General features: G+C 66.6%; 24 protein-coding genes and 1 tRNA gene. 9 read left to right on the forward strand and 16 right to left on the reverse strand.

Translation table 11 applies throughout. The annotated features are described in order from the left end of the window. Positions 1–445 (forward strand): BA14K family protein (locus tag CH339_RS06610; RefSeq protein ID WP_210207371.1); only part of this gene is annotated, 445 nt, incomplete at its 5' end. A gap of 85 nt (positions 446–530) precedes the next feature. Here the strand turns inward: CH339_RS06610 and CH339_RS06615 are convergent. From CH339_RS06615 to rplU, 13 genes are all read right to left on the reverse strand, one after another. Further along, positions 531–1,037: an RNA pyrophosphohydrolase gene (locus CH339_RS06615; protein ID WP_111433553.1), complete on the reverse strand. Its 507-nt coding sequence runs from the start codon at positions 1,035–1,037 to the stop codon at positions 531–533. Positions 1,038–1,216: 179 nt separating this feature from the next. Then, positions 1,217–2,401: a divergent polysaccharide deacetylase family protein gene (locus CH339_RS06620; RefSeq protein WP_111433554.1), complete on the reverse strand. Its 1,185-nt coding sequence runs from the start codon at positions 2,399–2,401 to the stop codon at positions 1,217–1,219. 267 nt (positions 2,402–2,668) lie between these two features. Further along, entirely contained in the window at positions 2,669–4,009 is a 1,341-nt protein-coding gene (locus tag CH339_RS06625) for a S41 family peptidase (protein WP_184443341.1), read from the reverse strand. After that, complete coding sequence (locus CH339_RS06630; protein ID WP_244669071.1) at positions 4,006–5,385, reverse strand: murein hydrolase activator EnvC family protein; 1,380 nt, start codon at positions 5,383–5,385, stop codon at positions 4,006–4,008. Before CH339_RS06630 ends, CH339_RS06625 begins: the two co-directional genes overlap by 4 nt. Positions 5,386–5,642: 257 nt before the next feature. Continuing rightward, positions 5,643–6,125: a 23S rRNA (pseudouridine(1915)-N(3))-methyltransferase RlmH gene (gene rlmH / locus CH339_RS06640; protein ID WP_111433556.1), complete on the reverse strand. Its 483-nt coding sequence runs from the start codon at positions 6,123–6,125 to the stop codon at positions 5,643–5,645. A gap of 141 nt (positions 6,126–6,266) precedes the next feature. Beyond that, the gene (gene rsfS / locus CH339_RS06645) at positions 6,267–6,656 is read right to left on the reverse strand and encodes a ribosome silencing factor (RefSeq protein ID WP_111433646.1); all 390 of its coding nucleotides are present in this window, start codon (positions 6,654–6,656) and stop codon (positions 6,267–6,269) included. Positions 6,657–6,885: 229 nt separating this feature from the next. Then, a complete protein-coding gene (locus CH339_RS06650; RefSeq protein WP_245408108.1) occupies positions 6,886–7,521 on the reverse strand; it encodes a nicotinate-nucleotide adenylyltransferase in 636 nt (211 codons plus the stop codon). 39 nt (positions 7,522–7,560) lie between these two features. Next, positions 7,561–8,847, reverse strand: a complete 1,287-nt coding sequence (locus CH339_RS06655; protein ID WP_111433557.1) for a glutamate-5-semialdehyde dehydrogenase — start codon at positions 8,845–8,847, stop codon at positions 7,561–7,563. Continuing rightward, positions 8,847–9,992 carry a glutamate 5-kinase gene (proB, locus tag CH339_RS06660; RefSeq protein ID WP_111433558.1) on the reverse strand — a complete coding sequence of 382 codons (1,146 nt, stop codon included), beginning with the start codon at positions 9,990–9,992 and terminating at the stop codon, positions 8,847–8,849. The genes CH339_RS06655 and proB overlap by 1 nt, the downstream gene beginning before the upstream one ends. Further along, the gene (obgE, locus tag CH339_RS06665) at positions 9,986–11,041 is read right to left on the reverse strand and encodes a GTPase ObgE (RefSeq protein ID WP_111433559.1); all 1,056 of its coding nucleotides are present in this window, start codon (positions 11,039–11,041) and stop codon (positions 9,986–9,988) included. The genes proB and obgE overlap by 7 nt, the downstream gene beginning before the upstream one ends. Before the next feature lie 155 nt (positions 11,042–11,196). Continuing rightward, positions 11,197–11,784, reverse strand: a complete 588-nt coding sequence (locus CH339_RS06670; protein WP_111433560.1) for a GNAT family N-acetyltransferase — start codon at positions 11,782–11,784, stop codon at positions 11,197–11,199. Between the two features lie 187 nt (positions 11,785–11,971). After that, positions 11,972–12,241, reverse strand: coding sequence for a 50S ribosomal protein L27 (gene rpmA, locus CH339_RS06675; RefSeq protein WP_111433561.1), 270 nt, complete (start codon positions 12,239–12,241; stop codon positions 11,972–11,974). A gap of 27 nt (positions 12,242–12,268) precedes the next feature. After that, a complete protein-coding gene (rplU, locus tag CH339_RS06680; protein ID WP_111433562.1) occupies positions 12,269–12,685 on the reverse strand; it encodes a 50S ribosomal protein L21 in 417 nt (138 codons plus the stop codon). A 287-nt stretch (positions 12,686–12,972) separates the two neighbouring features. On the opposite strand from rplU, the gene CH339_RS06685 reads away from it, so the two are divergent. From CH339_RS06685 to CH339_RS06695, 3 genes are all read left to right on the forward strand, one after another. After that, on the forward strand, positions 12,973–13,590 hold the full coding sequence (locus CH339_RS06685) for a 2OG-Fe(II) oxygenase (RefSeq protein ID WP_111433563.1): 618 nt from the start codon (positions 12,973–12,975) through the stop codon (positions 13,588–13,590). Positions 13,591–13,646: 56 nt separating this feature from the next. Next, positions 13,647–14,291 (forward strand): 2OG-Fe(II) oxygenase, encoded by a 645-nt coding sequence (locus tag CH339_RS06690; protein ID WP_111433648.1) that lies wholly within the window; start codon positions 13,647–13,649, stop codon positions 14,289–14,291. Between the two features lie 106 nt (positions 14,292–14,397). Then, a tRNA-Ser gene (locus tag CH339_RS06695) sits at positions 14,398–14,487 on the forward strand. Between the two features lie 394 nt (positions 14,488–14,881). On the opposite strand, the gene CH339_RS06700 is transcribed toward CH339_RS06695, so the two are convergent. The 3 genes from CH339_RS06700 to CH339_RS06710 all read right to left on the reverse strand — a co-directional run bounded on the left by CH339_RS06700 (position 14,882) and on the right by CH339_RS06710 (position 18,268). Continuing rightward, positions 14,882–15,763 carry an ABC transporter permease gene (locus tag CH339_RS06700; RefSeq protein ID WP_111433564.1) on the reverse strand — a complete coding sequence of 294 codons (882 nt, stop codon included), beginning with the start codon at positions 15,761–15,763 and terminating at the stop codon, positions 14,882–14,884. Next, on the reverse strand, positions 15,760–16,701 hold the full coding sequence (locus tag CH339_RS06705; RefSeq protein WP_111433649.1) for an ABC transporter permease: 942 nt from the start codon (positions 16,699–16,701) through the stop codon (positions 15,760–15,762). Before CH339_RS06705 ends, CH339_RS06700 begins: the two co-directional genes overlap by 4 nt. 64 nt (positions 16,702–16,765) lie before the next feature. Continuing rightward, the gene (locus tag CH339_RS06710) at positions 16,766–18,268 is read right to left on the reverse strand and encodes an ABC transporter substrate-binding protein (RefSeq protein WP_111433565.1); all 1,503 of its coding nucleotides are present in this window, start codon (positions 18,266–18,268) and stop codon (positions 16,766–16,768) included. Between the two features lie 219 nt (positions 18,269–18,487). On the opposite strand from CH339_RS06710, the gene CH339_RS06715 reads away from it, so the two are divergent. Genes CH339_RS06715 through CH339_RS06735 form a run of 5 tightly spaced genes read left to right on the forward strand, consistent with a single transcriptional unit; the run spans position 18,488 to position 24,518 of the window. Further along, on the forward strand, positions 18,488–19,693 hold the full coding sequence (locus CH339_RS06715; protein ID WP_207189586.1) for an ROK family transcriptional regulator: 1,206 nt from the start codon (positions 18,488–18,490) through the stop codon (positions 19,691–19,693). Beyond that, entirely contained in the window at positions 19,693–20,448 is a 756-nt protein-coding gene (locus tag CH339_RS06720) for a glucosamine-6-phosphate deaminase (RefSeq protein WP_111433651.1), read from the forward strand. The genes CH339_RS06715 and CH339_RS06720 overlap by 1 nt, the downstream gene beginning before the upstream one ends. Further along, complete coding sequence (gene ggt / locus CH339_RS06725; RefSeq protein WP_111433566.1) at positions 20,441–22,030, forward strand: gamma-glutamyltransferase; 1,590 nt, start codon at positions 20,441–20,443, stop codon at positions 22,028–22,030. Before CH339_RS06720 ends, ggt begins: the two co-directional genes overlap by 8 nt. A gap of 2 nt (positions 22,031–22,032) precedes the next feature. Next, on the forward strand, positions 22,033–23,679 hold the full coding sequence (locus CH339_RS06730; RefSeq protein WP_111433567.1) for an ABC transporter ATP-binding protein: 1,647 nt from the start codon (positions 22,033–22,035) through the stop codon (positions 23,677–23,679). Then, complete coding sequence (locus tag CH339_RS06735; protein WP_111433568.1) at positions 23,679–24,518, forward strand: sulfite exporter TauE/SafE family protein; 840 nt, start codon at positions 23,679–23,681, stop codon at positions 24,516–24,518. The genes CH339_RS06730 and CH339_RS06735 overlap by 1 nt, the downstream gene beginning before the upstream one ends. Positions 24,519–24,651: the final 133 nt, after the last annotated feature.

The following is a 24,651-nucleotide window of genomic DNA, read 5'->3' on the forward strand; positions in this document are numbered from 1 at the left end:
GGCGATGGCCATCGCCGCAGCCATGTCCTTGTCGACAGAGGCATTTGCCCAGCACGCCCGATGCGACGCCCGCGCCCGCGCGGCGGCAAACGACCGCGTTCCGACCGGCGGTAACGTGGTTGGCGGCGCTGCGGCCGGTGCGGTCGGCGGCGCCATTATCGGCGGCATCATCGGCGGCGGACGCGGCGCGGCCCGGGGTGCTGCCATCGGCGGCGGCGCAGGCGCGGTCGGCGGTGCCGGACGCTCGTCGATCCAGTGGGACCGCGTCTATCGCCGGGTCTACAATCGCTGCATGAACCGCGCCGCAGATGTCGGCTATGGCGGCGCCGGCCCGAAGCCGTGGTCGCCGGCCTGGTACGACTACTGCTCGTCCAAGTACCGGACCTTCAACCCGGACACCGGCTACTATTTCTACGCCCCGGGCAGGCAGCGCTTCTGCCGCTGACCCGGGCGGTGGGTCTTGAAAGACCCGTTGATGATTTGGAGAAACGCGGGCCCCGGTGCCCGCGTTTTTTCGTGGGCGAGAAGGCCTACGTCGCCGCCAGGTGCTTGAACGCTGCGACGACCTCGACGTAGACGTCGCGCTTGAACGGCACGATCAGGTCAGGGAGGCGCTCCAGGCGCTCCCAGCGCCAGGTGCTGAATTCCGGCTTGTGGTCGTCGCCCGGATTGTCGACGTCGATTTCCGAGTCCGGACCGGTGAAGCGCATGGCGAACCATTTCTGCTTCTGGCCCCGGTAGCGGCCCTTCCAGGCAACCCCGATCATCTCGTCCGGCAGGTCGTAGGTGAGCCAGCCCTCGGTCTCGCCGATGATCTCGGCGGAGCGGATGCTGGTCTCTTCGAAGAGCTCGCGCTTTGCCGCCTCGGCCGGGTCCTCGTTCTTGTCGATGCCGCCTTGCGGGAATTGCCACCAGTAGCCGGCGCCCTCCGCATCGTCGGGCTCGAACCGGCGCTCGCCGGCCCACACGAGGCCCTCGCCGTTGAACAGCACGACGCCGACACAGGGGCGGTAGGGAAGATCGTCCTTGGCGACCATGGCTTCTGATCCTCTAAAGCGCTTTCCCAAAAAGTTGACAGACTTTTTGGATAAGAAATCGCGTCAAAACAAAGACCTAAAGCATGTTGTGTGTTTCAGGAAAAACGCAACATGCTTTAGGCGGGTTCCGGGAACGGGCAGGCAGCGGCGCGGGGCGCCGCAGGGACGGGGAGAGGCGGTCAGCGCTCGCGCCGGCGCACCACTGCGGAGATCGGTACCAGAACCACCCCCCGGCTTTCCAGCGATTTCGCCCATTCCGAAATCCGCTCCACCGTCACCGGCAGCGCCGAGGCGACGCCGACGCCGGTGCCGTTGGTTCGCGCAATGGTCTCAAGCTCCAGCAGCCGGGTATCGATGTCGGCCGCCGCCGGCGAGGCGTCGATCACGACCTCGCTCTTGGCGAACGGCGTGCGGGTGGCGTGGGCGATGCTCTGGGCGAGGCTGCGCGGCGAGGTGCCGTCGTCGAGATACATCAGGCCGCGCCGGCCGACGTCTTCCATGAAGAACGCCAGCGCCTTCGGGTCGGCGGTGAACCGGGCGCCCATATAGTTGACGACGCCCACATAGTTGGTCAGGCGCGACAGCACCCAGCGCAGCCGGGCGAGGTTTTCCGATGGCGCCAGCGAGGTCAGAAGCGTGTGCGGACCGGGGTCGTTGTCCGGGAAGTCGAACGGCTCCAGCGGCACCTGCAAGAGAAGCTCGTGGCCGCCGGTGCGGGCCTTCTGCATCCACCGGTCGAGGCTGCCGCCATAGGGCGCGAAGGCGAGCGTAGTTTCCTTCGGCAGCTTTTTCAGCGCCGCCTGGGTGCCGGTCTGGGACAGCCCGAGGTCGCCGACGATGATGGCGATCTGCGGCGCGTTCTTCAGGTTCGGCGAAATCGGCGCGGAATAAAGATCGAAGGGCCGGCTGCCGTCGACCGAGCGCCGCGGCAGGGGTCCGTTGCGGCCCTGCTCCATGAGTTTCGGGATCGGCTGGGTGGAGAGCGCGCCGTCCGGTCCGACCTCGGGTTCCGCGGCGGCGACGTTCTCTCCCGGCGCCTCGATCGCCGTGATCACCGAGCCGTCGCCCAAAGTCGCGGCATCGCCCGTGTCGTCCGCGGTCCCGTCGCCCGGCGCCGGCGGCTCCTTGGGGATGTCGACCACATCGACGGTGGCGGATGGCGATTTGTTGAGGGTCGGTGCGATGTCGACGGTCGCCACCGGCTCGCCGCCATGGGGATCGTCGACCAGCGACAGCCATGCGGTGACCGTCGAGCCGACGATCAGGAACAGGGCGAAGGCGAGGAGACCGAAGGGGAAGCGGCGCTTCTTGCGGTCCGCTTTGGGTTTTGCGCCCAAGGGTGCGGTCAGGTTATCCGCTGCCATGATCGTCCGCCGCCTAAAGCATGTTTCGGTTTATTTGAGATGCTCTAGTCCATTGTTTCGAGACGATTTCTTATCCAAAAACTTGGTTAATTTTTTGCCAAAACGCCCCGAGATATGTCTCCCGGAAGCGGGTTGCGGACCAGGACACGCGCGAAACCGAGCGGCAAAAGCACCGGAAAAATCAGATCAAACGTCGCGTGCTTGAGGCCCGCTGGATACGGATCGGGGGAGGCGGCCCGCTCTCGGCCGCCTCCCGGGACCTCTTCGTTAGTTCGGGATACCCGCGTTCGGGTCCGGCGGGAAGGCGCTGTTCTGCTGCAGCCCGCGCAGGAGCTCCAGGGCGTAGGAAAGCTGCGCATCGTCCTTCGGGTCCGGCGGCACATAGGCCTGGGACGCGGCGACCGCTTCCTTGTCCTCGCCCTCCTCGGAGGTGAGGTGGCCGCGCAGGCCCGCTTCGCCCTTGGTTTCCGTACGGCCCTTCAGCTCGTCCGGAACCTCCTGCAGGATCTCGATGTCGGGATCGATGCCCTTGGCCTGGATCGAGCGGCCGGCCGGCGTGTAGTAGCGCGCCGTGGTCAGCCGGATGGCGCCGTTGGAGCCGAGCGGAATGATGGTCTGCACCGAGCCCTTGCCGAACGACCGTGTGCCGAGCACGGTGGCCCGCCGGTGGTCCTGCAGCGCGCCGGCAACGATTTCCGAGGCCGAGGCCGAGCCGCCATTGATCAGGACGATCACCGGCTTGCCCTTGGCCAGGTCGCCGGAGCGGGCGTTGTAGCGCCGGGTTTCCTCGGCATTGCGGCCGCGCGTGGAAACGATCTCTCCGCGGTCGAGGAAGCTGTCGGAAACCGCGATCGCCTGGTCCAGGAGCCCGCCCGGATTGTTGCGCAGGTCGATGACGAAACCCTTCAGCTTGTCTTCGCCCACCTTCTCGGTGATCTCGTCGACCGCCTCGCGCAGGCCGTCGAAGGTCTGCTCGTTGAACTGGGTGATGCGGATGTAGCCGGTATCGTCGTCCTCGATCCGGTTGCGCACCGAGCGGATGCGGATGATGTCGCGGGTGATGGTGATCTTCAAAGGCTCGCTCGCGCCCTTGCGGATCACCGTCAGCGTCAGGTCGGTGTTGACCGGACCGCGCATCTTCTCCACCGCCTGGGCCAGCGTCAGGCCGCGCACCTGTTCACCGTCGAGATGGGTGATCAGGTCGTTGGCGAGGATGCCGGCCTTGTGGGCCGGGGTGCCGTCGATCGGCGCCACCACCTTGACGACGCCGTCCTCCATGGTGACCTCGATGCCGAGGCCGCCGAACTCGCCGCGGGTCTGCACCTGCATGTCGCGGAAGGATTTCGGCGACATGTAGCTGGAATGGGGATCGAGCGCCGTCAGCATGCCGTTGATCGCCGATTCCACCAGCTTGGTGTCCTCGGGAACCTCGACATAGTCGGAGCGCACGCGCTCGAAGACGTCGCCGAAGAGCTGAAGCTGCCGATAGGTGTCGGAGGCTGCGGCATTAGCGGAACTGCCGAAGACGATCCTCGTCGGCGACAGGGTCACCGCGACTGCAGCGCCGAGCAGCGCACCGACCATCAGGAGAGAGACTTTACGAATCATCCGTCGACCTTTTGATTTTCCATATCGACCCACCACGGGGCCGAATCGATTGCCTTGCCGTCCTTGCGAAACTCTATGTAGAGGACTGGCTGGGTTGAACCAATGTCAAGCGTCGCCGCGCTGGCCAGACGCTGTGTCCCCATTACCGCGATCGGCTCGCCGGCCAGAACGAACTGGCCCAGTTCCACGTCGATCGTTTCCATGCCAGCCAGGAGAATATGATAGCCGTCGCCCGCATTTAGGATCAAGAGTTGACCGTAGCTGCGGAACGGGCCGCCATAGACGACCCAGCCGTCCACAGGGGCGACGATCCGCGCCCGCGGACGCGTCGAGACCGACACGCCCATGGACTCCCCGCCGATGCCGTCGTCGTCGCCGTAGCGCCTCAGCACCGCGCCGCGTGCCGGCAGCGACAGGTGTCCCTTGGTTTTAATGAAGGCAACGGCCGGGGCGAGCCGGTTGGCGCTGGCATCGGCGACCGCCTCCTCGCCCTTTTCTTCCCGCTCCCTCGCGGCCCTGGCCGCGGCTTCCGCCGCTTCGCGGGCCGACGCGATTTCCTTTTCCAGGCCGGCGACTAGGTCCTTCAGGGACGTCGCCTTGGCGGCCAGTTCCTCGGCCTTCTTCTTTTCCGCGGCGAGTGCCTCGTTGCGGGCCCGGAAGCGCGCCTTCTTGTCGGCCAGCAGCACGCCGAGCCGCGCCCGCTCCTCGGCCAGCCGCCGCGCATCGCCGGCGAGCCGATCGCGCTCCGCCGCCATCTGCCGCTTGAGCGCGGTCAGTTCGGCCAGGTCGCCGGCCAGCGCCTCGGCTTCCAGGCGAAGTTCGGGCAGCACGCCGCCGAGGAGAATCGCGCTCCTGACGGCCGCAAGTGCGTCTTCCGGCCGCACCGCCAGCGCCGGCGGCGGCTTCTGGCCGATCCGCTCCAGCGCCGCAAGCACCTCGGCAAGCACCGCCCGGCGCTTGGACAGCGACAGCCGCACCTCGTCCTCGTTGCCGCCGAGCCGCTCATAGCGCTCCTCGCTTTCGGCGAGCGCCGTCTCGAGGCGGTGGACGCGTTCCGCAGTGCGGATGAGGGCGGCATTGAGGCTTGCCCGGTCCTGGTCCAGTTCGGCGATCTCGCGCGCGATCGTCTCCTGCCGGTCGCCGGAAATCTCCATGTCGCGGGTCAGCGCGGCCAGTTCCTCCTCGCGCGCGGTCTTGCGCGCGGCGATCTCGGCAACCGCTTCCGGCGTCGCCTCGTCGGCGGTGACCGCTACCTCTTCCTCGGCCTTTGCCATGGCATCCGGCGCCGCGACGAACCCGGCACCGGCGACAAGCGCCAGGCTGAGGAGCCCGATCAGGGAGGTGCGGCCGGCCGGAGCGGACACGGGTGCTGCCAAGTGAGATTCCAATGCCGTTATGAGACCGTTAAGGTTAGGCGGCAAGCCGTTAACGATCCGTCAACCATGCCGCCGAAGATGGGAAAGCCCGTCAGCGGCGGCAAGTGTTCCTTCCAATCATGGTTATTTCCGGGCCGCGGCCGCCCGATCCCGCCCTCAACGGGGCGGATATCGGCGGCAGGCGACGGAGCCGTCGCCTCTTCCATATCCTCCGGGCGTCCCGGCGCGAAGGCCGTCGCCGTCCTTTGCGGGATCACTTATTCGCGATGATAGGGGTGGCCGGCCAGAATCGTCGTCGCCCGGTAGAGCTGTTCGAGGAGGAGCACGCGGGCGATCTGGTGCGGCCAGGTCATCGCCCCGAGCGCGAGCTTGAGCTCGGCGCGGGCAAGCAGCTCCGGCCCGTGGCCGTCCGGTCCGCCGAGGACGAAGGCGATTTCCGGCGCGCCGCCGTCGCGGGTCGTCGCCAGCCAGTCGGCAAAGGCGCGGCTGGTCATGGTCTTGCCGGTCTCGTCGAGCGCCACGACCACGGCACCCGGCGAAATGGACCCGGCGAGCGCTGCCGCCTCCTCGGCGGCGCGCTCAGCGGCCGAGCGGGCGCGCGATTCGGCGATTTCCTGGAGGTCGAAGCGGGTGATGCCGAGGTTGCGGCCGCTCTTTGCCGTGCGCCCGGCATAGCGTTCGACAAGCTGGCTCTCGGCGCCGGCCTTCAGCCGGCCGACGGCCGCAACGAGAATGCGCATAATCCCTCTTTCGGCGGAGGAGCCGGAAACCGGCCCTGTCCGCCGCGTATTCGCTCAACGACGTATCGGTCCGCCCGTCACCTGGTCAGGCGGATCCGTCCGTCGGGCGGTCGATCGCTCTTTTGAGAGCGGTTGCTGCCCTTAGACGAAATACCGGTCGTTCGTCGGCACGTCGGCCGCCCACATCTTTTCCAGATTGTAGAACGCCCGGACTTCGGGGCGGAAGATGTGGATAATGACGTCGCCGGTATCGATCAGGACCCAGTCGCAATGCGGCAGGCCCTCGACCTTGGCGGTGCCGAAGCCGGCCGTCTTCAGGTCGCGCAGAAGGTGGTCGGCGATCGCCCCCACGTGGCGATGCGACCGCCCGGAGGCGACGACCATGTGGTCGGCCAGTGCGGACTTTCCGGTGATGTCGATGGGGTTGATGTCCTCGGCCTTGGAGTCTTCCAGGCTCTTGAGAACGGTCTCCAGCGCTTCCCGCACGGTGTCATGCGTACGGCCAAGCGGCGCTTCGGGCGCGCGAGTCATCGCGGCCTCGCCGTCAAGCATCATGCTCAGGGATTTTTCCTCTCGCCATGCGATACCGGTTACGGCACCGGCGGTCTTGCCGGTGCTTCGAGACTGCCTGCAACCATGCCTCAGTCTCGCGTATAAAATAAGCGTTTCGGGGTGACGATTTCAAGACGCCATCGATTCCGTAAGAATCCGGGTCTCGCGCGCTCCCGCGGCAAGGGGAAAAGCGTGCCGGCGATTCGCCTCACGCGTCCTGCCGCATCGGCCCGTGCTGGCGCAAGAGGGTGGAGGACAGCGGGTTGAGCGGAGCGTGCAGGAAGGTCCAGGCCGGCGCCGGGCGACACGCGAAATCCCCGGCCTCTTCCTCGGCGACGCGGGCGTGGCGGTAGACCTCGGCCATCGGCGCGGAAAGCGGCGACAGCGATGCGCCCGGCCGGTCGACGATGGCGATCGGCAGGGTCTCGACGATCTGGCGCCAGAACTGCCAGCGGTGGAAGCCGGCAAGGTTGTCGGCGCCCATCACCCAGACGAAGCGCACGCCCGGCCGGCGCCGCTTGAGGAAGGCGATGGTGTCGGCCGAATAGGAAAGGCCCTCGGTCGCCTCGAACGCCGTGACGGTGAAGCGCGGATGGTCGGCGAGCCTGCGCACGGCGGCGACCCGCGCCTCCAGCGCCTCCAGCTCGCTGTGGTCCTTCAGCGGATTGCCGGGGGTCACCAGCCACCAGATGCGGTGAAGGCCGAGCCGCCTCAGCGCCGTCAGCGCGACGTGGAAATGGCCGTCATGGGGCGGGTTGAAGGAGCCGCCGAACAGCCCGACCGTCAGTCCGGCATCGCCCGGCGGCACCTGGAAAAGGGAATGGGCCTCGGCGAGATCGATCACGGGCGGAGCATCACAGGCTGGCCAGCACCGGGCGCGCCGTCACGGGCGGACCTGCCCGCTGCCGCGCACGCGGTACTTGAAGCTGGTGAGCTGTTCGACACCGACCGGCCCGCGGGCATGCATGCGGCCCGTGGCAATGCCGATCTCCGCGCCCATGCCGAATTCGCCGCCATCGGCGAACTGGGTCGAGGCGTTGTGCATGACGATCGCCGAATCCACCTCCGCCAGGAACTTTTCCGCCGCCGCTGCATCGTCGGTGACGATGCTCTCTGTATGGCTGGAGCCGTAGCGGGCGATATGGGCCATCGCTGCGTCGATGCCGCCGACGACCCTTACGGAAATGATCGCGTCGAGATACTCCGCCGACCAGTCGGCCTCGCTGGCTGCCTCGATGCCATCGACGGCAGAGCACGCTTCCGCGTCGCCGCGCACCGCGCAGCCGGCGGCTTTGAGGTCGGCGACGATGGCGGGGAGGTGGCTGGCGACGACGGACCGGTCGATGAGCAGGGTTTCGGCCGCCCCGCAGATGCCGGTGCGGCGCATCTTGGCGTTGACGACGATGGCGCGCGCCATGGCAAGGTCGGCGGCCTCGTGGATATAGACGTGGCAGATGCCTTCCAGATGCGCGAACACCGGCACGCGCGCCTCTTCCTGCACCCGGGCAACGAGGCTCTTGCCGCCGCGCGGCACGATGACGTCGAGATTGCCGGAGAGCCCCGCAAGCATTTCGCCGACGGCGGCGCGGTCGCGGGTCGGCACGATCTGGATCGCATCCTCCGGCAGTCCGGCTTCCAGGAGGCCCCGCGTCAGGCAGCCATGGATCGCCCGCGAGGAGGCAAAGGAATCCGATCCGCCGCGCAGGATCACCGCATTGCCGGCCTTCAGGCACAGCGCCCCGGCATCGGCGGTGACGTTCGGCCGGCTCTCATAGATGACGCCGATGACGCCGAGCGGCGTGCGCACGCGCGCGATGGCAAGGCCATTCGGCCGCTCCCAGGAGGCGAGCGTGGTGCCGACCGGATCGGCAAGCTCCGCGATCGCCTCGATCCCAGCAGCGATCCCGTCGATGCGCTCCGGCGTCAGCTTCAGGCGGTCGATGAAGGCGGCGGCCATGCCGTCGGCCTTCGCCCGCGAGACGTCCTCGGCATTGGCGGCGAGCACCTGCGCGGCCGAGCAGCGGACCATCCGCGCCATGGCGCGCAGCGCCCGGTTCTTCTGCTCGCTCGGGGCGTTGGCCATGATGCGGGAGGCGGCCCGCGCCTTGGCGCCGATCCCGGCCATGACGGCGGCAACGTCGTCCGCGGTTTTCGTTACGGTCTCAAGCATCACTTCACACCCGTTGCGGCGATTTCCTCGCCGTGTAGGACCATATCATCCCGATGGATCATCTCCGAGCGTCCCCGATAGCCGAGGATCGCTTCGATGTCGCCGCTCTTGCGCCCGGCCAGCCGTTCCGCATCGTCCCGGTCATAGGCGATGAGGCCGCGCCCGACCTCGTGGCCGGCGGGATCGCGCAGGATCACCGCATCGCCGCGGCGAAAGGCGCCGGCGACGGAAACGACGCCGGCCGGCAACAGGCTCTTGCCGGAGCGAAGGGCCGTGACGGCGCCGGCATCGATGGTCACCGATCCGACGATCTTGAGCTGACCGGCGATCCATTTCTTGCGCGAGGTCACCGGCGAGGTCGGCGCCGGGAACCAGGTGGCCCGCGCGCCGGACGAGATCGCGGTCAGCGGATGCAGCGTCTTGCCGGAGGCAATGACCATCGAGGTGCCGGCGCTGGTGGCGATCCGGCCGGCCTCGATCTTGGTCTTCATGCCGCCGCGCGACAGCTCCGAGCCGGCGGCCCCCGCCATCGCCTCGATCTCGGCCGTGATCGCCGGCACCTCGGCAAGGAACTCCGCGTCGGGGTGCTGGGCGGGCGGCGCGGTATAGAGCCCGTCGATGTCGGACAGAAGCACCAGGCAGTCGGCGCTCGTCATCAGGGCAACGCGGGCAGCGAGCCGGTCGTTGTCGCCATAGCGGATTTCGGCCGTCGAGACCGTGTCGTTTTCGTTGACGACGGGAATGGCACCAAGGCCGAGCAGCCGGTCGACGGTCTGGCGGGCGTTGAGATAGCGCCGCCGCTGTTCCGTATCGCCGGGGGTCAAGAGGATCTGGCCGGCAAGGAGGCCGCGCGCGCGCAGCGCCTCGGTATAGGCCCGGGCGAGCGAAATCTGGCCGACGGCCGCGGCCGCCTGGGCTTCTTCCAGCAGGAGTTCGCCGGGGTGAAGGCGAAGCTGGTGCCGCCCGAGGGCGATGGCGCCGGAGGAGACGATGACCAGCTCCACGCCCGCGTCGTGCAGATCGCAAATGTCGTCCGCAAGGCTTTCCAGCCAGGTCCGACGCAGATTGCCCTTGGCCGTGTCGACCAGAAGCGAGGAGCCGATCTTGACGACGATGCGCCTAAAGCCGGTCAGCTTTCTCACCATTTGAGCCAGTCTCCGGCATCGGGCGCAGGCGCGGGAACGGACTCTTCGGCTTCCTCCGCCCGGGCCGCATCGATCACCTTGAAGACGGCGCGCAAGGTCGCCTCGACATTCTCGCCAGTCGCGGAGGAAACGCCCAGCACCGGCCGCCCGAGCGCCTTGGAAAGCGCCGTCATGCGTTCGGATCGGGTCTCTTCGTCGAGCGCGTCGATCTTGGAAAGGGCGACGACCTCCGGCTTGTCGGCGAGCCCGTGGGCATAGGCCTCGATCTCGCCGCGCACGACCCGGTAGGCCTCGACGACGTCCTCGCCGGTGCCGTCGACGAGGTGCAGGAGCACCCGGCAGCGCTCCACATGGCCGAGGAACCGGTCGCCGATGCCGACGCCCTCATGGGCGCCCTCGATGAGGCCGGGGATGTCGGCGAGCACGAATTCGCGCCCGTCCACGGCAGCGACCCCGAGATTGGGGTGCAGCGTCGTGAACGGATAGTCGGCGATCTTCGGCTTGGCGGCGGAAACCGCGGCCAGGAAGGTCGACTTGCCGGCATTGGGAAGGCCGATGAGGCCGGCATCGGCAATCAGCTTCAGCCGCAGCCAGACCCACATCTCCGTGCCGTCCAGGCCGGGATTGGCGCGCCGCGGCGCCTGGTTGGTCGACGACTTGAAATGGGCGTTGCCGAAGCCGCCATTGCCGCCGCGGGCGAGAACGAATTTCTGGCCCTCCGCCGTCATGTCGGCGATCAGCGTCTCGTTGTCCTCGGCCAGGATCTGTGTGCCGACGGGGACCTTCAGGATAACGTCCGCGCCCTTGCCGCCGGTGCGGTTGCGGCCCATGCCGTGGCCGCCGGTCTTGCCCTTGAAGTGTTGGCGGAAGCGGTAGTCGATGAGCGTGTTGAGGCCGCCGACGCATTCCACGATGACGTCGCCGCCGCGCCCGCCGTCGCCGCCGTCCGGGCCGCCGAACTCGACATATTTCTCGCGCCGGAAGCTGACCGAACCGGCACCGCCGTCGCCGGAGCGCACGAACACCTTGGCCTGATCGAGGAACTTCATTGGTCAAAATCCGGGTTTGCTGTGAGGGAAAGGTTTACTCCGGTCGGACGCGACGGGAAACCGGTTATCGGCGCGGCGAGAAAGCGGACGGTAGCGGGCGGCGACATGCACGCATTCGCCGCCCCGTCTGTGAGCATTGCCGCCGGCGCCATCGTTCACCATGCCTTCAGCGCGGCCCAGACCGGCCGTTCCAGCACGAAGCGCTCGACGCTGACGATGCCTGCGGCACCCAGCGAATAGATGATGCCGTTGGCGCGGAACTGGAAGCCGCATTTCTCGATCACCCGGCGCGAGGCCGGATTGGTGACCCGGCAGGCGGCCGAGATCTCGGTCATCTCCGTCACCGTGAAGGCGTGGTCGATGATGCGGTGCGCGGCCTCGGTCGCAAAGCCCTTGCCCCAGAACGGCACCCCGATCCAGTAGCCGATATGGGTTTCCTTCTCCTCCGGGATCTCCACGATCCCACAGGCGCCCACGAGTTGGCGTTTGCCCTTCGTCCACATCAGGTACTTGCCGAGCGCGGGATGCTGCGGCGCGCCCTTTTCCTCGATCCAGCGATGGGCGTCCTCGACCCCGTAGGGGTAGGGGATCGACATCGCCATCTCGGCGATGCGGCGGTCGTTGACGACTGCGGCGATGGTTTCGGCGTCTTCAAAGCGCGGCGGCGCCAGTTCGAGCCGGTCGGTGGTCAAAAGAAGGTCGTCTTCGCTTTCAAGGTCTTCCAGTCCGTCGTCGGTGCACATGGCACTCTCCCCATTGCACCCCGGTCGCTTGCGGCCGGGAGGGCATGCGCTCTGGCTCTCCTTGGATAAAGCGCCTTGGGAAACGGCCCGAGACGACAAAAGGGGAGCCGGTTTTTCCGACTCCCCCTGATCTCTTTCCGGAGCTTGCTCCGCCGGGTCGTCGGACGCCGGCGAAGTGTTTCTCCGGCTATTCTGCTGCGGCGTTGGCCGGCTCGACCGACACGAAGGTGCGGCCATTGGCCTTACACGTGAAGGTCACGACACCCTCGACGGTGGCGAAGATGGTGTGATCCTTGCCCATGCCGACATTGTCGCCCGGATGCCACTTGGTACCGCGCTGGCGCGCGATGATGTTTCCGGGAATGACGTGTTCGCCGCCGAACTTCTTGATGCCGAGGCGTCGGCCCGCGGTATCGCGGCCGTTGCGCGACGAGCCGCCTGCTTTCTTATGTGCCATGGCGTAGTCTCCTCGTTCTGGCCTTGGTTACTCGCTCGCCGCCGGGGCGGCCTCTGCCGTGTCGGCTGTCGCCGGCTTGGCGGTTTCGGTCTCTTCCTTGGCCGGCTTGGCTGCCTTCTTGGCCTTGGCGCCTGCGGTCAGGATGTCGGTGATCCGCACCACGGTCTGGTGCTGGCGATGACCGTTGCGCCGCCGCGAATTCTTGCGCCGACGCTTCTTGAAGATGATGATCTTGCGGGTCCGCGCCTGCTCGACGATCTCGCCGGTGACGCTGGCACCCTCGACCATCGGCGCGCCGACCTGCGGCTCGCCATCGCCGCCGACGAGGAGCACTTCCCCGAAGGTGACGGTCTCGCCGGCATCGCCGGCAACCTTTTCGATTCGAATGACGTCTTCCGGGGCAACATGATACTGCTTGCCGCCGGTCTTGATGACTGCGAACATTGTCTCAATTCCTGCTGTGCCGCGCCCTGTGGCGCCGCGGAAAATCCGCGGACTTTTCAAGGACCTCGATGGTCGGGAGCCTCGGGCTGCGCATTGGGCGGTTTCCCGCCATTTCGCTCACAAGCCGCGCAATATACGGACCGCGCGCGTGAAGTCAACGCGGGGGGTCGACAATTCTCGCTTGATTCATATCAAGGCAATCTGCCGCAGGTTCTATTTAAGAAGAATTCAAACCAAAAAAACGACAATTCGGGCTTGAAACGACAAGGGCGTGGAAAGACGGAACGATGCTCAACTACCATCTGATCCGCAGCGTTCAGGCGGCAACGGAGCCATTCCGTTATTTTGCCGTGCCACAGGCGCTGCCCGAAACGGCGTTGTGCCGGGTCCAGGCCGATTTTCCGGTGATCCGCAATGCCGGCATTTTCCCGCTGTCGGAGCTTTCCTACGGGCCGGCCTTCGCCGAGCTGATCGAGGAGATCCGTTCGCCGGAGCTGGAAGAGATCCTGTCGGAAAAGTTCGACATCGACCTTTCCGGCAAGCCGATCATGATCACCGTGCGCGGCCGCTGCCGGGCGAGCGACGGCAAGATCCACACCGACACCGAGTCCAAGGTCGTCACCTGCCTGCTCTATCTGAACGAGCCCTGGGAGGAATCCGGCGGCCGGCTGCGCCTGCTGCGCAATCCCGACGACATCGACGACGCCATCGTCGAGATTCCGCCCAATGGCGGCACGCTCGTCGCCTTCCGGCGCTCGGACAATTCCTATCACGGCCACAGGCCCTATGAGGGCCGGCGCCGCTACATCATGTTCAACTGGATCGCCAGCGAAGCGGCGATGAACCGTGAACTCGCCCGCCACCGCATGTCGGCGGCGCTGAAGCGTCTCAATCCGTTCTCCTGAGTCGCTCCGGCGGCCAGGTTGCTCGCACAAGCCGCCCGCGCGGCAGGATGTTTGCCATGCTCGACACCGCCCGCAGCCAGAGGATCAAGAGCACCTTCCTGACGGCGCTCGCCGCCGCCGACGGTGCGGCCGCACCCTATCCCCACTGGCACCTGGAGGCGACCATCCCCGACGACGTCGTCGAGGCCATCGTCGGCCTGCCCTTCGCCCCGCCCGAGGACGCCGTCTTCGACGGCCGCCGCGAGGCCAACAATCAGGCCCGGATCTTCTTCGGCAAGGAGGTGCAGAAGGAGCATGCGGTCGCCGCCGACCTTGCCGCCGCCCTCGGCGACGAAGAGGTGGTCGCGGCGCTGCAGGCGACCTGCGACGTCGACCTGTCGCAGGGCCAGCTCCGCATCGAATACTGCATGGACAGGGACGGCTTCTGGCTGGAGCCGCACACCGACATCGCCGTCAAGCAGTTCACCATGCTGATCTATCTCTCCGGCGAGCCGGAACTGGCCGATGCCGGCACCGACGTCTACGACACCGACCTCAACCTCGTCGCCACGTCGCCGTATGGAAAAGGCATCGGCTTCATCTTCATTCCCTCCGAGACGAGCTGGCACGGCTTCCGCAAGCGGCCGATCAACGGCATCCGCCGCTCGCTGATCGTCAATTTCGTCGCCCCGGAATGGCGCTCCGTGGAGGAGCTGGCCTAGCGCCGATGGAGCGCCGACGAGGCGCTCGGATCGGTGCTTGTCCGGGAAAGAACTTGCGTGTATGGTCCGCCGCGTTTTGCCAAAAGCCCCGCTGCTTTTAACCGTCGGAGAGGTGCCGGAGTGGTCGAACGGGGCGGTCTCGAAAACCGTTGAGCGCGCAAGCGTTCCGAGGGTTCGAATCCCTCCCTCTCCGCCATTTCACATTTTCCCGCGTTCGGCTCTCCTAACAGCTTGAATGGTAAGGTGGTTTTCGGGGGTCGAAATCCCCGGTTCGGGCCCTTCGGCAAGATGCGCGCGTACGGCACGCGATCTTGCCGAAGGGGCTCAAAGGCCGCCCCTTGTTGGTTACGCCGGCCGGGCTGGTGCTCAACTTTTCCATCAAGGAACAGATCAGGGCAGGTGTCGCGTGACCGCCCGAACAGAAGTCGCGAACACGTGGCGTTCAAAGCGACGACTGATCTGTGCGTTGGACGCGCTTTCCGAGATCGTATCCGGCAAAGGCCCCGCCAGAATATTGCGAGCGACCAACGCCTGACGCTGATGGACCTCGGCCGCGCGGGTCGGCATAAGGCTGCAACGATGCGTTTTGGCTATTCGGTGTCGCGGTGCGGGTTGAGGGCATCGTTCAATCCGTCGCCCAACAGATTGAATCCGAGCACGATCGCGACGATGGCCAGGCCCGGCCAGACCGCCATCCACGGAGCTTCGGTCAGGAACTGGCGGGCGACATCGAGCATGCTGCCCCAGGACGGCGCGGGCGGGCGCTGGCCGAGGCCGAGAAAGGCGAGGCTGGCCTCGGCAAGGATGGCCACGGCCATGGTGATCGTGCCCTGCACGACGACCGGAGCGAGCACGTTCGGAAACACATGCGAGACGATGATGTTGCGGTCGCGCACGCCGACCGCGCGGGCGGCGGTGATGTAGTCCTCGCCCTTGACCACCAGCACCTGTCCGCGGGTCAGCCGGATGAAGATGGGAACGGCCGAAACGCCGATCGCGATCATGGCGTTCTGCAGGCTGGCGCCGAGAAAGGCCGCAAGGGCAATCGCCAGAACGAGGAACGGAACGGCCAGCAGCGCGTCCGTGCAGCGCGATATCACCGCGTCGAGCAGGCCGCCGAAATAGCCGGCGATCAATCCCAGCGGCACGCCGATCGCGATCGCGATCGCCACCGCGATGACGCCGGCCAGCAGCGAGGCACGCGCGCCGAACAGGATCCTGGAAAGGATGTCGCGCCCCAGATCGTCCGTCCCGAACCAATGCACGGCGCTCGGCGCCTGGCGGATCGCCAGCCAGTCCGACGCATTGGGATCGAACGGCGACAGCAGAGGCGCGAAAATGGCGACCAGCACGAAGAAGACGACAATCGATCCGCCGATCACGGCACTGGGCTGCGAAAGAACCTGCTGGAGGGCCGATTTGCGATGCCCGCCGCCTACGACCGGGTCCGCCGGGAGGGACACATCGGTCATGCGCGCAGCCTCGGGCTCAGGATGACATAGGCGATGTCGGCGATCAGGCTCATCAGCAGGAACATGACCGCGGCACACAGGACCACGGCCTGGACGACGGCGTAATCGCGGCTGAAGACGCCGTCGACGATCATCTTGCCGAAGCCGGGAATGCCGAAGACCTGTTCGGTGAGGACGGCGCCGGACAGCAGTTGGCCGAGATGCAGCGTCGCGGTCGTGACCACCGGGATCAGCCCGTTGCGAAGGGCGTGGCGCGTGACGACGACGTATTCCCTGAGGCCCTTGGCGCGTGCTGTGCGGATGTAGTCCTGTTGCAGCGTGGCGATCATCGACGACCGGGTGTGCCGCATGATGATCGCGGCGGCCGCCGTGCCGAGCACCAGGCTGGGCATGAGCGAATAGCGCAGGTTGGCAAGCGGCGACTCGAAGAAGCCGACATAGCCGCCGCTCGGAAGCCAGCCGAGCGAGACGGCGAACAGGAGGATCAGCATGATGCCGAGCCAGAAACTTGGAATGGAAAGCCCGCCGAGGCCCAGCATCGACACCAGATAGTCGACGGGCGTGCCCCGCTTGAACGCCGCCAGGACGCCGGCGGGGATGCCGATGAGGATGGCGATGATCATCGCCTGCAGCGAGAGCTGCAACGTCACCGGCAGCTTCTCCACGATCATCTCGCCGATCGGCAGACGGGTGCGGATCGAGACGCCGAAATCGCCCTGCAGCACGCCCCCCAGCCAGCGGAGATACTGGACCGGCAGGGGCTGATCGAGCCCGTATTTGACGCGAATGGTCTCGATGACCAGCGGATCGCGCTCCTCGCCGGCGAGCGCCAGCGCGGGATCGCCCGGCAGGAGTTTGAGCAGGAGAAAAACGAACACCGACACGATCAGGAGGGTCGGGATCGCGACAAGCAGCCGCCGGAGTACGAAGCTCAACATGTTCGTCTGGTTTCCGATGGGCGGCCGCACCCGCAGCAAGGCGGATGCGGCCTGATCTGGTGGCCTATTCGCCGGCGGGCTTCAAGCCGGTGACGCGCAGGATGCCGTCCGGGTAGATCTTGATGCCGTCGATATTCGCCTGCGCCGCATAAAACCACGTCGGGTGGTAGAGCGGAACGGTCGGAAGATCGGCCAGATAGATGTCCGCGGCCTCGTCATAGAGCTTCTTGCGGGCGTCCATGTCCAGTTCCTTGCGGGCGGCGATCAGCACCTCGTCCAGCTTCGGGTTGCTGTAGCCGTTGAGGTTCTGGCTGCCGTCGCTGCCGAAGAAGGTGTAGAGCGTCGGATCCGGGTCGGCGCGGCCGCTCCAGTTGCCGATATAGAGCTCGAAATTGCCCGCCAGGTAGCGATCGATCGCCGACGAGGTCTCCAGCGGCAAGAGGTTGACGGTGAAGCCCGCCTCGCCCGCCATCGACTGGATGATCTGGGCAACGCGGCCATCGGTCAGCGAGTTCTCGTAGGTGATCTCGATGGTCGGGTTTTCTACGCCCGACTTGGCGATCAGCTCGCGCGCCGCGTCCAGATCGCGCGCCGGCATCGGATGCGACGTGCTGTAGAAGGCGCTCGACGGCGGGATCATCTGGTTGTCGGCCGTGAACTCGCCGTTGAACGCAACCTGGTTGATGATGTTGCGGTCGATGGAAAGCTCCAGCGCATGGCGCAGGTCCGCATTGTCGGCGAGAACGCCGGCGCCCGCCTTCTGGCTGATGAAGAGGTGGGAGACGGCCAGACCCGGGGAGGTGTGCAGCGCCAGGCCGTCATCCGAACGGACGGTTGCCAGGTCGGTCGGCGCGATGCGCTCGGCGGCTTCCAGATCGCCGGCCTGGAGGCGCGACAGGCGCACGGTGGAATCCGGGATGATCTCGTAGACGATTGTGTCGTAGCCGATCTCGCCGGCGTTCCAGTAGCCGTCGTACTTTTCGAGCGTGATGGAATCGCGCGCCTTGCGATCGACCAGCTTGTAGGGGCCCGAGCAGACCGGATTGGCGGCGAACGCGTCTGCGGAACCGGCGACGGCCGGGGACACCATCATGCCGGCGCGGTCGGTAAGGATCGACAGGAGCGGCGCGAACGGCGCGTCGAGCTTCAGGACGATGGTGTGATCGTCGACGATTTCGACATCGGTGATCGGCGCGAGCTGCGACTTGCGGCGCGACTCGTCGATCGTCTTCATGCGCTCGATGTTCGCCTTGACGGCCTCGGCGTTGAACGGCGTGCCGTCCTGGAAGGTGACGCCGTCACGCAAGGACATGGTCAGTTCGGTGTTGTCGTCGTTCCATTTCCAGCTTGTGGCGAGCTGCGGCACGATTTCGAGGGTCTCGTTGATATCGACGAGCTTGTCGCACATCGCATCGAACACGATGCGGCCGGCATAGGTTCCGCCGATCGCCGGATCCAGTGCGTCCGGATCGTCCTGCATACCGACACGCAGGGTCTCAGCGCTGGCGGCGGAGGTCCCCAACGCCAGCATGCAGGCCAGAACCATGGATTTTGCTGAAGGTTTCATTTTTTCATTTCCTCTCGGCACGGAGGCCACGTCGCCTCCCGTTTCACCTCAGAGGTAAGCGAACCACAGGATTTTCTATTTGTAAAGTTTCCGAACCAACAAGACTGATAAAGCTTGAAAACTCACACGAGTTATCGCTATTTTGCCCGTATGCCGCTTGACCACGCCGATCAAGCCGCCTATTTGTTCGGCACACTGACTAATTAGGTGCCGCTGCACATGATTGATTTTTCATCCGTCCCGATGTCTCGCCAGATCACGCTTCGCACCGTGATGCGGACGGTCATGGACAGGGGGCCGATTTCGCGCGCCGAACTGGCCCGCATCACGGGGCTGTCGAAGCAGACAATGTCCGAGGTCTTCCGCTTTCTGGAAGACGACGGCTGGCTGGAAGTGACGGGCCGCACGCAAGGGGCCGTCGGCCGCAGCGCGGCGACCTACGAGATCACTCCGAACCGCGCTCTCGTCTTCGGCGCCGATGTGGGCGGCACCAAGATCCAGGCCGCGCTGGCCGATATGAACGGCAAGATCGTTGCCGAAAGCGTCGAGGCGACCGATCCGCGCGGCGGCGAGCACGTGATGTCGCAGCTCGTTTCGCTGAACGCCTCGCTGGCCGAAAAGGCGGGCCTGGCGCCGGAACGCGTCATGGTCGGGACCGTCGGCATCCCCGGCGCCTACAACCGGAAAACGGGCAAGCTGATCATGGTGCCCAACATTCCGGATCTGGAAGGCGTGCCGCTGCAGGCGATCCTCACCGAGAGGATGGGCTGCATGGTGCATATCGGAAACGATGTGAACATGGCGGCCAAGGGCGAGCAGTGGCTCGGCGAAGGCAAGGGCTTCAGCAACTTCGTCTTCATCGCGCTCGGCACCGGCATCGGCATGGGCATCATCAACGAACGCCAGATCCTCAACGGCGCGCGCGGTGCGGCCGGCGAGATCGCGACGCTGCCGATCGGCGCCGACCCGTTCGACAGCCGCACCTTCCACTCCGGCGCGCTGGAAACGATGGTCGGAAGCGCGGCCATCCGCGACCGCTACGAGAGCTATGGCGGAACCCCCGGCCTCAGCGTCCGCGACATCATGGACAGGATCGACGCCGGCGACGAGCGCGCCAGGGCGACGGTCGGCGAAGTCGCGCGCAACATCGCCGCGGCCATCCTGGCGGTCTCGGCCATCGTCGATCCGGAACGCGTCATCCTCGGCGGCAGCATCGGTGCGCGGCCCGAACTGCTCGAACGCGTGCGCGCCGCCCTGCCGCTGTGCATGCCCTCGCCGCCGGAATGCACGATCAGCCAGCTCGGAAGCCGCGCCGGCCTTTACGGAACGCTCGCCAACAGCATCGACCACATGCGCGAGAACCTGTTCGAACTCCCGCGCTACGCGCCCCTGGAAATGCAGGCTGTTCCCGAGGCCCCAAAATGATGTCCGCGCAACAATACGACATTACCGTTTGCGACGTCCGGCCCGACAGGCAGTCGGCGGAAACGGAACTCGCGGCACGGATCGCCGCGCAACTGCGCCTCAGGCCCGACCTGGTTCTGGGCCTTGCGACCGGCAATTCGATGATCGGCGTCTACCGGGCGCTCGTCGGCATGCATCGCAAGGATGGCCTGTCTTTTGCCAAGGCAACGAGCTTCAATCTCGATGAATATTGCGGCCTGCCGGTCGGCCATCCGGCGAGCTTTGCCGCCTACATGCGCGAGCATTTCTTCGCCCATGTGGACATGCCGCCAGGTTCGGCGCATCTGCCCGACGAAAACGGCTGCGCGGACTTTGAGGCCGCCATCGCGAAGACGGGCATAGACCTGCAGATCCTCGGCATCGGCCGCAACGGGCATATCGGTTTCAACGAGCCCGGCGCGCCCGTCACCAGCCGCACGCGCGTGGTGGAGCTGGCCGCGGCAACCCGCGCCGCCAACGAGCGCGACTTCCCCGCTGGCGAGGCCGTGCCCACCCATGCGGTCACGATGGGGATCGCGACGATCCTGTCGGCCCGGACCATCCTGCTGCTGGCAACCGGTGCGGCCAAGGCGGAAGCGCTCGCCGGGGCCCTGGAAGGGCCGGTCACACCGCAAAATCCCGCCTCCTTCCTGCGTCTGCATGCCGATGTCACGGTCATTTGCGACCGCGACGCCGCGCGGCTCTTGTCCTTCTCGCGAAAGACCGCCGATGGTTGAGCGCGATTTCATGAAACCGGGGAAATCCGTGGCATTGGCCGCCGACGCCATGGTTGCGACATCGCACCCGCAGGCGACGCTCGCCGCCCTCGATATCCTGCGCGCCGGCGGCAACGCCGTCGACGCGGCGATTGCCGCCGTTGCGCTGCAGGGCGTCATCGACCCGCACATGACCGGGATCGGCGGCGATTGCTTTGCCCTCTACACGCCGGCCGGCGGCGAACCGGTCGCGGTCAACGGGTCGGGCCGCGCGCCGGCCGCGGCAACCGCCGATCACTATCGCGACAAGGGGATGACCGGCATCCCGGACGGGACCGCCGATGCCGTGACCGTTCCGGGTGCGGTCGACGCCTGGTGCCGTCTGAGCGATAGCTACGGCCGCGCAGGGCTCGACCGGATCCTGCAGCCGGCCATCGCCGCAGCCGAGGCCGGCTTCACCATCACGCCGAGGGTGGCGCTCGACTGGGCGCGCTATGCCGATCGGCTTTCCCCGTACCCTGCCTCCGTGGCGCAGTTCCTCCCCGGCGGCCGCGCCCCGGTGACCGGCGACCGGCTCGCCAATCCGTCCCTCGCCCGGACACTGCGCGCTATCGCCCGCGCCGGACGGCAGGCGTTCTACGACGGCGAAGCCGTCGACGACATGCTCGCGGTCCTCAATGGCCTCGGCGGTCTGCACACGGCGGAGGATTTCGCGGCGACGGCGACGACGATCTCGCCGACCATCTCCGCGCCCTATCGCGGCTGCACGCTGCACGAATGCCCGCCCAACGGCCAGGGCCTCGCGGCGCTGATCATGGCCCGCCTCCTCGACGGGTTCGATCTCGCCGATCCGTCTCTGTCGGCGACGGACCGCATCCACATTCTCGCCGAGGCGACCAAGACCGCCTACCGGCAGCGCGATGCCTTTGTCGCCGATCCGGACGCCATGACCGTCACGGTGGGCGACCTCCTGGCAGAAGCGCGCATCGCGGCGCTTCGCGACCGCATCTCCATGGACACAGCGTCCGATCCCGCCGACCTCGACATGCCGGTCCATCGCGACACCGTCTATGTCAGCGTGGCGGACGGCGACGGCAACGTCATCTCGCTGATCAACTCCGTCTTCTTTGCCTTCGGCAGCGGCATCTACGCGCCGGAGGCCGGCGTCCTGTTTCAGAATCGCGGATGCGGGTTTTCGCTGGAGCCGGGCCACCCGAACGAGATCGGCCCGTCGAAGCGGCCGTTCCACACGATCATCCCGGCCATGCTCTTCGACAAGGACAAGCCGGTCCTGTCCTTCGGCGTCATGGGCGGCCAGTACCAGGCGACCGGTCACGCCCATTTCATCTCTGAGGTGATCGACCGCGGCTTCGACATCCAGATGGCCTCCGACCAGCCCCGCAGCTTTTTCACCGAAGGCGCGATCTCGCTCGAGCCGACCATCGACGATACGGTGCGGGCGGAGCTGGAAGCGCGCGGCCACCGGACGCGCTGGGCGGACGAACCGCTCGGCGGCTGCCAGGCGGTCCGCATCGACCGCGAGCGCGGTGTTCTGTGGGGCGCTTCCGACCACCGCAAGGACGGCATCGCGCTGGGATATTGAGGATGACCACTGAAGCCGACACCATCGCCCCGCCCACGGTCTCGGTCCGGAACCTGGCTCTCCGGCTGCCCGGCGACGCCGATCGCGCCTATGCGCTGAACGACCTCAGCTTCGACCTGCCGGCAGGCGAGATCCTTTGCATCGTCGGCGAGTCGGGGTCGGGCAAGTCGCTCTGCGCCCAAACCCTGATGGGCCTGCTGCCCCCTGTCATCCATGTTGAGCGCGGCGAAGCGCTGTTCGACGGACGCGACCTTTTCAAGGTGGATGCGAAGACGATGCGCGACATGCGCGGCCGTGCCATCGGCATGATCTTCCAGGAGCCGATGACCGCGCTGAACCCGTCCATGCGCATCGGCGACCAGATCGCCGAAGTGTTCGAGGCGCACGGGATGCTGACCAGGGCCGAGCGCCAGCGCAAGGTTCTGGACCTCGCCCGGGAGGTCCGGCTCCCCGATCCCGAACGCATCGTGCGCGCCTTTCCGCACCAGCTTTCGGGCGGACAGCGGCAAAGGGCGATGATCGCCATGGCGCTCGCCCTGGAGCCGAAACTCATCATCGCCGACGAGCCGACCACCGCGCTCGACGTGACGACGCAGGCACAGATCCTGCGGCTGATCCGCGACATCCAGCAGCGGCGCGGCACGTCGGTGATCTTCATCACCCATGATTTCGGCGTCGTCGCCGACATCGCGGACCGCGTCCTGGTACTGCAGGAGGGCGACGTGGTGGAAACCGGCACGGCCCGAGCGGTTCTCGAGCATCCGCGCCATCCCTACACCAAGGCGCTCCTTGCCGCCGTGCCGACGGGCGTGCCGCCCAAGCGCGCGGAACTGGGCGCCAACCCGATCGCCTGCTCGGTCATCGGGCTCAACAAGTCCTACCGCTCCAAGTCCGGCATGTTCGGCGACCACCGGGTCGTGCGCGCCGTCGACGATGTGAGCTTCCAGATTCACCGGGGCGAGACGCTCGGCCTCGTTGGAGAGTCCGGGTCCGGCAAGTCGACCGTGGCCCGGCTGGTCACCCGTATCGACGAGCCGGATTCCGGCCAGATCCGTCTCGGCGGCGAGGATTTCGGCGCCATGAAGGGCGAAGAGCTGCGGCGACGGCGCAGCCGCATCCAGATGGTGTTCCAGGATCCGTTCGCCTCGCTCAATCCGCGCCGCAAGGTCGGGCTGGCCATCGCCGACGGACCGATGTCGAACGGTGTGCCCCGCAACAAGGCACTGAGCGACGCGCGGGACCTTCTGGTGCTGGTCGGGCTCGATCCGAAGGCGGCCGACCGGCTGCCGCACGAGTTTTCCGGCGGCCAGCGCCAGCGCATCGGGATCGCCCGTGCCCTTGCGCTCGAACCCGACGTGCTGGTCGCCGACGAAGCGGTCTCCGCTCTCGACGTCACGGTACAGGCCCAGGTTCTCGACCTTTTGGAGGGCCTCAGGAAGCGCCTCGACCTCGCCATGCTGTTCATCACCCACGACCTGCACGTCGCGGCGCAGATCTGCGACCGGCTGGCGGTGATGCGGCAGGGAAAGATCGTCGAGACCGGCCCGACGGCGGAGCTCTTCACCAATCCCAGGCACCCCTATACGCGCGAGCTGCTTGCCGCGATCCCGCGAAGCGGCGGCGCCCACAGCAACGACGGACAAGGCTGATGCAGGACCTTCTCGCCCATTACGGCATATGGATCGCGGCGATGGTATTCGCCGGCGTCGTCGGCGGCTTCGTCGCCGGGCTTCTCGGTGTCGGCGGCGGCATCGTGATCGTGCCGGTGCTCTATTTCGTTCTCGGCGGGGTCGGCGTCGACGACACGGTCCGCATGAAGATCGCCGTCGCCACATCGCTCTCGACCATCGTCTTCACCTCGTTGTCGTCGGCGCGAAGTCACTACAAGCGCGGCGCGGTCGACTTCGCGCTGCTGAAATCGTGGGGCCTGCCGATCTTCATCGGCGTCGTCTGCGGCACGGCGATCGGCGGCCAGGTCGACGGGCTCGTGCTGACGTCGGTGTTCGCGGTCGTGGCGCTGCTGGTCGCCGTCAACATGGTGGTGCGCGCCGACAACTCGGCCCTGACAGAGGATTTTCCGAATACCGGCGTGAAATCGGCGGTGGGCGTCTTCGTCGGCCTGTTCTCCGCGATGATGGGGATCGGCGGCGGCACGCTGAGCGTGCCCATCCTGACCGCCTTCGGCTTCGATATCCGCAAGGCGGTCGGCACCGCGGCGGCGATCGGTTTCATCATCGCCATTCCCGGCACGCTCGGCTATGCGCTGGCGGGGTGGGGCGAGGCAGGGCTGCCGGCCGGCTCGATCGGCTACGTGAACCTGATCGCACTCGTCGCGCTGGTGCCGTTGACCATGCTGATCGCGCCGCTCGGAGCGAAGATGGCGCACGCAATTCCGCGAAGGATGCTGAGCTACGCCTTCGCGGCCTTTCTCGGCGTCACCGCAATTCGCATGTTCGCCGATATTTTCAATCAGATCGGGGCCGTTTAGGGGGCGACGCCTTTGCGCCGGACGACCTCCGAAACGCCGTCCCCGGCCTTAAAGCTCTCCTCGACGGTCCGAAATTCTCGCGCGGCCGTTCTGCGCCGCAGCGTGCGTGCTTTCTGACCTGTTAACCCCGGGT

It is taken from the genome of Rhodobium orientis (assembly GCF_003258835.1).
Classification (GTDB): domain Bacteria; phylum Pseudomonadota; class Alphaproteobacteria; order Rhizobiales; family Rhodobiaceae; genus Rhodobium; species Rhodobium orientis.